Genomic DNA, 6,000 nt, shown 5'->3' with positions numbered 1-6,000 from the left:
CGATGAATGCCGTTGACGCATGGACATTACCCATCGCTGAAAATAAAAACTGTCCGGACTGGTTGAAAGCAGGTGCTTTGAATGAGTTGTACTACACCACTTTCGGGGGTTCGTTCTGGGAAAACGGCTGTCTGAACCGTGAAAAGAAAATCGGAAACCGCAAAGGGCAACACCTGTCGGGCGTGATGGAATGCACTGCCTATTACTTTTTTGAAACTTTTGACGTGCGCCATCATGCAGCACGTACCACGCGCGATTTATGGCCCAAAAACGAGAGGGATATTTTGCTGGCGTATGCCGATGCCATCATGTCAACCGCATTGGGAAGTCGTCCGCATGATTTGGGCGGTCCGGCGCGCGACCTGTTCAACACTCCGGATTTGTATGTGCAAGCATATAGACCGGGCAAAGAAACCACACCATGGTCGGAATTTTCGCCCAAATTCATTCAACAGACGTTTATGTATTGGAAACAGTATAAGGACGATGCATTTTTGGACGAGTGTTGGCCCGCTATCAAGCGTTCCTTTAACTATCAGGTAGCGACCGACAAGAATGACGACGGAATCACCGAAATGACCAGTTCCGAATATTTCGAGAATAAATTATTGAATGCCGTTTTGTGGATTACCTCGTTAGAGGCTTTGAAGGAAATGGCGACTTACCGGAATGACGCAAGTCTGTTGTGGCAAACCAATGAGCAGTTGGCAAAAGCCCGTCCGAACAGCGAAAAGCAGTTCTGGAATGAATCGTTGGGCTATTACCAATACAACGAAACCATCCCTTTCCTGATGGCTGATGCCATGGTGGGGCAACGGTGCGCCGATGTGTTCGGACTTCCTTCCGCGCTGGACGGGAAACGCATGACGTCGCATTTTGAACAATGCTTCGAGCGTTTAGTCAAACCGTTAAGAGACTATGATGGGGACGGCATCGGCGATTTGGGTGCAGCGAATATAGTGAATCTGCAAGGCGAACCGGGTATCAAAACCAGCGAAAACAGCGGAATTAATAATTTTCACGAATACGAAGTGTGGACAGGGGTTGCCTACAACCTTGCCGCCAGCATATACCATTGGGGAAAACTCAGCAGTAAGGAAGACCTGAAGAAGAACGCCTTGCTGACCGGCAAAGGTGTGTATATGCAATGCTGGTTAAACGAAGAGAACGGTTTCTGGTTTTCGTCACCCGAAGCCTATTGGTATCTTGAAATGCCCAGAGCCAGAGGCTTGATGTATCAACGCGCACGCGGCATCTGGGAGTTGATGATGGAAGCAACGAATGAAAACAGTAAAAAAATATAGAAGATAATATTAATAGAAATAAAATAGTGTAAGATGAAAAAAAGAATAGTTTTGTCATTTATCTGTAGCCTCCTGTCAGTCTGTGTTCTCAGGGCGCAAACGGTGGAGAAAATTTTCCCCGGAGTTTGGAAAATTACGTCCGGGCAACCGGAAAAACATCTGCCGACCGACTTTAAGGACGCAGCAGCAGTTACAGCATTATCGGAATTGCCCGACAGGGGCGCCGAGCCGTTTGACCTTCGTGGCGTGCGCTTCAAAGACACGCCGCAGGGGATGGTTGCCGAACTGAAAATGGAGGTGTCCGAAAAGATATACGGTTTTGGGCTGCAAGTGAACACTTTCCAACAGCGGGGCTTGCGGCGCGACATACGGAACAACAGCTGGACGGTAGGAAATACAGGCTTCAGCCATGCCTCCCTGCCCTTTTACATTTCCTCTGCCGGCTATGGAGTGCTGGTGAATACCGCCCGGTATGTAAGTTTCTACATGGGGTCGCAACACAAAACAGCACAGTGGGCTGCATTGGCGCAGTCGCTGAAAGCGGAGTCCGAACAGCCGGGTCTGTTGCCGGCCGCGCTTTACAACCGTTCATACAACCCGTCCAACGATGTCGAAATTGTGGTGGAAGGTGCGCACGGAATGGAAATATACGTCTTCGACGGACCCGATATGATGCGGGTAATGCAACGCTACAACCTCTTTTCGGGTGGGGGAGCCATTCCGCCGCTTTGGGGGCTTGGGTTGAAGTACAGGGCAAAAACCAGCTTCAACGATGCTCAGGTGATGAAATTTGCGCAATATTTCAGGGAAAAGCATATCCCCTGCGACATGTTCGGACTGGAACCCGGCTGGCATTCAAACGCATATTCCTGCTCGTTCACCTGGCATCCGAAGAATTTTCCCAACCCTGACAGCATGCTCAACACCATGCATGGGATGAACTACAAGTTGAACCTCTGGGAGCATGCCTATATTCATCCCGCATCGCCGATGTTTGAGGAAATAGTACCGTGGTCGGGCGATTATGCCGTATGGAAAGGCGCCGTTCCCGACTTCATCACGAAGGAAGCAAGGGAGATATTCGAGACGTATCATGACAAGAACCTGCTGAGCAAGGGTATTTCAGCTTTCAAACTCGACGAGTGCGATGCCGCCGACTATGCCCTAGCCCATGCCGAATGGAGTTTTCCCGATATTGCGCAGTTCCCTTCGGGGGTAGATGGCGTGCAATACCGACAACTCTTCGGACTGCTCTATCAGAAAATAATATGGGAGCTCTACCGGAAAAATAACCGGCGGACACTGCTGGATGTCAGAGCCTCGCATTTGTTTGCAACGCCTTATGGTTCAGTGCTGTACAGCGATATGTACAACCATGGCGATTATGTGCGGATGATACTCAATTCAGGATTCTCCGGACTGAACTGGTCGCCGGAGGTAAGAGAGGCAGCTTCGGCTGACGACCTGATACGGCGAATGCAGACGACGCTGATGTCGGCACAGATGCTCCTCAACTGCTGGTATATCAACAATCCCCCCTGGTTTCAGTACGAGACGAACAAAAATAACCGGAATGAGATGCTGCCCAACTATCTCGAACTGGAGCAGAAAGCAAAAAAAATGATTGAAATACGGATGTCCCTGATACCTTATCTCTACACGGCTTTTGCCAAATACCATTTCGAGGGGATACCACCCTTTCGGTCGCTGATACTCGATTATCCGGACGACAAGGAAGTTTGGGGAATCCAGGACCAGTACATGATGGGCGACAACATCCTGTGCGCGCCATTTATTGACGGAGCCTCGGAACGAATAGTGTATTTTCCTGCGGGAACCTGGTATGATTTCAATTCGGGAAAGGCGTATGAAGGGGGCAAACGGGACACAATCCGGATGACGCTGGATGAAATTCCCATGTTTGTGAAAGAAGGTACCATCCTTCCGCTGGCAGCACCGGTGGAATATATCACCCCGAAAACCGTGCTGAACATTACCTGCCGGGTATACGGAAAACCCGCACAACCGACCATGTTGTTTGAAGACAATGGCGAGACATTCGATTTTGAAAAAGGAGACTTCAATTGGGTTGAACTAAGTTGGAACAAAAACAAGGGTACCGTGGCGAGGAAGGGTAAAAGTAAAAACAGGCTGTACAAGGTCGAAAAATGGGTAAGTATAATATAAAAAAAAAGTATATATGAAAATTAAATGTTTGGTTCTTATCAATTTGTGTATCTGTTTGCTGAACGTGAACGGACAAAATGCTATTCAAATTACGACCGACAATGTTGGGTTGTTTTACCGTGTCGGCGATAATGGTCGCCTGTATCAGACTTATGTCGGGAAAAAACTGGAGCATAGTCAGGATTTCGTTCATCTGCCCAACCTGGGCGAGGCTTACATCGCGAACGGTATGGAAGATTTTTTTGAGTCGGCAATCCGCGTGCTGCATGGCGACGGCAATCCCTCGCTGCTGCTCAAATATGTTTCGCACGAAACAAAACAGCTTCAACAGGACGTTGCGGAAACGGTCATCCTTTTGCGTGACGACAAATATCCGGTGGATGTAAAACTGCATTTCACGGCATACAGCAAGGAAGACATTATAAAAACGCATTCCGAAATAACGCACCGCGAGAAAAAACCGATTACCTTATATAATTACGCCTCGTCGATGCTTCACCTGAACGCCGGCAACTATTATCTTACGGAGTTTTCCGGCGATTGGGCGCACGAAGCGAACATGAGCGAAAGTCCTCTGACCTTCGGAAAAAAAGTGCTGGATACGAAGCTTGGAAGCCGCGCCAACTTGTACTGCAGCCCGTTTTTCATCCTGTCGTTGAATGAATCTGCACGCGAAAACAGCGGAGATGTGCTTTTCGGAACAATCGGATGGACGGGAAATTTCCGTTTCACGTTTGAAGTTGACCCGGAAAACAAACTGCGAATCGTTTCGGGCATCAACCCCTTTGCATCGGAATACACGCTGCAGCCGGGCGAAACATTCCGCACACCGGAATTTATATTCACCTACAGTTCGGAAGGAAAAGGCAAAGCAAGCCGCAATTTCCACAAATGGGCGCGCAAATTTCAACTCAAAGATGGCGAAAAAACACGTTTGACCTTGCTGAACAACTGGGAAGCAACTTATTTTAATTTCAATGAAGAAAAGCTCATTACCATTATGGATGAGGCGGTCAAACTGGGCGTTGATATGTTTCTGCTCGACGATGGCTGGTTTGCCAATAAGTACCCCCGCGGCAACGACCGTCAGGGACTGGGCGACTGGGAAGAAACGAAGGAGAAATTGCCGCTCGGCATCGGAAAACTTGTTGAAGAGGCAACCAAAAAAGGAATCAAGTTCGGAATATGGATTGAGCCGGAAATGGTAAATCCCAAAAGCGAACTCTACGAGAAGCATAAGGACTGGGTTATTCATCTCCCCAACCGCGACGAATATTATTTCCGCAACCAGTTGGTGCTTGACCTGAGCAATCCGGCAGTCCAGAACTTCGTCTTCGGCGTCGTGGACAATCTGATGACCAAATACCCCGGCATCGCTTATTTCAAATGGGACTGCAACAGCCCCATCACGAACATTTATTCGCCTTACCTGAAAGACAAACAGTCGCATCTCTACATTGAATATGTCCGCGGTTTATACAAGGTTCTGGAACGGATAAAACAAAAATATCCCGATTTACCGATGATGCTGTGTTCCGGCGGCGGCGGTCGAACCGACTACGAAGCATTGAAATATTTCACCGAATTTTGGCCGAGCGACAATACCAATGCCGTTGAACGAATATTCATACAATGGGGTTACTCCTATTTCTTCCCGTCGAAATCAATGGCGGCTCACGTCACAAGCTCGGGCTGGCAGTCGATGAAATTCCGCACAGACGTAGCCATGATGTGCAAACTCGGCTTTGACATCCGCACGAACAACCTGAAACCGGAAGAACAACAATTCTGCCGCGAAGCGGTTGGCAATTTCAAACGCCTGGAAAGCACACTGTTGGACGGTGATATGTACCGCCTGGCATCGCCCTGCGAAAGCGACCACGCGGCGGTAATGTATGTGGAAGAAAGCGGTAAAACATCCGTTTTGTTTACTTTCGATATTCATCCCCGTCATGCGGAAAGAAATCAACCCCTACGGCTCGCCGGCTTGAATCCCAAAAAGGAATACGAGTTGAAAGAGATAAATATGATGCCCGGAGCAAGATCGCGCCTGTCATGCAACAATAAGAAATATTCCGGCGAATATTTGATGACGGTGGGAATCCCCGTGTTTTCGTCGAACCACACTGTGAGTCATTTGATAGAAATAACGGAGATGTGATAATATAATGTCTTATTATATACAACGCAAAAATGTTAATTTTTCAACAAAAGCATTGTCTATTTAAAAACATTTACTACCTTTGCCGCCGAATTGTTGTAGTGGCAATTCAAAGAAAAATGTTAAACAATTTAAATTTGTTTTTATGAGAAAGAAATTTAAAAACTTCGTAAAAGCTTTGCTGTTAAGTAGCGTTGTCTTTGCGTGGGGGGGGGGGGCAACTTTGCTAAAGGCGCAAGCTCCCCAAGAAGCTAAAATCGCCGTAACCGGCGTGGTGTCCGATGCGGATGGTCCCATCATCGGAGCCGGTGTTACCGAAAAAGGCAATCCGGGCAACGGTGTAGCAAC

At 48.0% G+C, this 6,000-nt stretch carries 4 protein-coding genes; all 4 read left to right on the top strand.

Annotated features, from left to right (window positions below):
* The coding region (locus ASC50_RS04485) for a GH116 family glycosyl hydrolase (protein WP_056928759.1) at positions 1 to 1,304 on the top strand (1,304 nt) is incomplete at its 5' end.
* A 33-nt stretch (positions 1,305 to 1,337) separates the two neighbouring features.
* The gene (locus ASC50_RS04480; protein ID WP_082592092.1) at positions 1,338 to 3,491 is read left to right on the top strand and encodes a glycoside hydrolase family 31 protein; all 2,154 of its coding nucleotides are present in this window, start codon (positions 1,338 to 1,340) and stop codon (positions 3,489 to 3,491) included.
* A gap of 13 nt (positions 3,492 to 3,504) precedes the next feature.
* Entirely contained in the window at positions 3,505 to 5,652 is a 2,148-nt protein-coding gene (locus ASC50_RS04475) for an alpha-galactosidase (RefSeq protein WP_056928757.1), read from the top strand.
* Between the two features lie 145 nt (positions 5,653 to 5,797).
* Positions 5,798 to 6,000: hypothetical protein (locus tag ASC50_RS07215; protein ID WP_158648430.1), on the top strand; the 203-nt coding region annotated here is incomplete at its 3' end.

This window comes from Candidatus Symbiothrix dinenymphae (genome assembly GCF_001431085.1).
This window is presented reverse-complemented; position numbering and strand designations above follow the sequence as displayed.